The organism is Clostridia bacterium, from assembly GCA_036562685.1.
Classification (GTDB): Bacteria; Bacillota; Clostridia; order Christensenellales; family DUVY01; genus DUVY01.
This window is the reverse complement of sequence record DATCJR010000204.1, coordinates 1-1,718: the sequence shown is the minus strand read 5'-3', so window position 1 is coordinate 1,718 and position 1,718 is coordinate 1. Positions and strand designations below refer to the sequence as shown.

Genomic DNA, 1,718 nt, shown 5'->3' with positions numbered 1-1,718 from the left:
CTTTATATCTTACCAAAAGACCGTCAAAATTGTCAGTAATGGAATTTATTTTCGTTAATTTTGCAGGTTAATTATTTATTGTAAACTTTTATAGTTATATCTTTTGCACAACTAAATATTTTACAATTTACTTTATATGTTCAAATTACATATTACAACTTTTTTGATTCCTATTTAGTTCTGTCCATATTTGTAAATTATTGCGTTTTAATATATACGCCAATTGCACTGTCATCTACTACATAATTAAAGGTTGCCTGACGGTACCTTATTAACTATGGTTCTAAACTTTATATTGGGGTAAGATAAAAAAATAATAGGCATAGGTTAACATTTTTCTGTATAATAAGTTCACCACAAACTTTATAAGAAAGGATGTTACCTATGCCTACAAATGATTTTACATCAAAACTTATCGGTTTGGAAGATGCTATTATAGAAAATATTGAATGTTCCAATGATAAAACTGTGATCCATTTCTCTTTAATGAGAAAAACCGTCACATGCCCGTTTTGCTCTTCACCAACAAACAAGATTCATGATTATCGTGTCTCCTATATTAAAGACATCCCTATCCTGGGTAATCATACAACCCTTGCATATAGAAAGCGCAGATATCATTGTGATTGCTGCAACAAGCATTTTTATGAACCCTTTTCTCTTGTTCCAAAACATTGCCGCACAACCACACGCCTTGCATGGTATTGCATAAATTTTCTCGCAGATAAAATAAGTGTGCAGTCTGTCGCAAAACATAATGGCGTTTCACCATCATTCATTTTTAGAAGAATGAAAGATATCAGCTTCAGTAAGCCCAATCGCCTTCCACAAGTTCTTTCTATGGATGAATTTCGAGGCAACGCTGGCGGTCAGAAATATCAAGGAATACTTACTGACCCGGTAAAGCATAAAGTATTTGATATCCTGCCAAGCAGATCTCAGGCATCCTTAATTACATATTTTAAAACCTTTTCAAACCGCAAGGATGTAAAATATTTTATTATGGACATGAATCAATCTTATAGAGAACTTGCAGAAACATTTTTCCCGAATGCCAAGATTGTCATAGATCGGTTCCATTATGTAAGATATGTCACATGGGCTCTTGAAAATGTGAGAAAGCGGATTCAAAAGTCCATGCATCCTAGCAAACGGAAGTATTTTAAGCGAAGTAGAAGAATTCTCCTGTCACATTATAATAAGCTTAACGAAGAATCTAAACAGGCACTAGAAATAATGCTTACGCAGTCAAATGAGCTTGCCGTTGCATATCACTTAAAAGAAAAGTTTTATGAATTTCTTGCATCAAAAGACAGAGACGAAGCAGTAAAGCGACTTAAATTCTTTATTTTAGCAGCACAGGCCAGTGATTTGAAGGAATTTAAGCCTGTACTAACTATGCTGGGTAACTGGTCAAAATACATACTAAATTCATTTGATTGTCCTTATACAAATGGTTTTACAGAGGGAATAAACAATTCAATAAAAGTAATTAAAAGAACAGCATATGGATATAGAAATTTTGTGAGCTTCAGAAACAGAATTATGTTAGCCTTATCATAAAAATAACCGGAGAAAATATATCCCTCCGGTTATAAAAATCATTTTACCCCAACTCTTGACAAAGAGCCGATAATTATGTAATAAAAAAAGCGGCATAAAGCCGCTTTCATCTTTGGTATATACCCCGAAATGCCGTTTCCTGCATTTTGACGCCT

The 1,718-nt window shown here is 33.6% G+C and carries 1 protein-coding gene; it reads left to right on the top strand.

The window, feature by feature from the left end; all coding sequences use genetic code 11:
• Positions 1-375: 375 nt before the first annotated feature.
• Positions 376-1,563 carry an ISL3 family transposase gene (locus VIL26_08725; GenBank protein ID HEY8391009.1) on the top strand — a complete coding sequence of 396 codons (1,188 nt, stop codon included), beginning with the start codon at positions 376-378 and terminating at the stop codon, positions 1,561-1,563.
• Positions 1,564-1,718 lie beyond the last annotated feature (155 nt).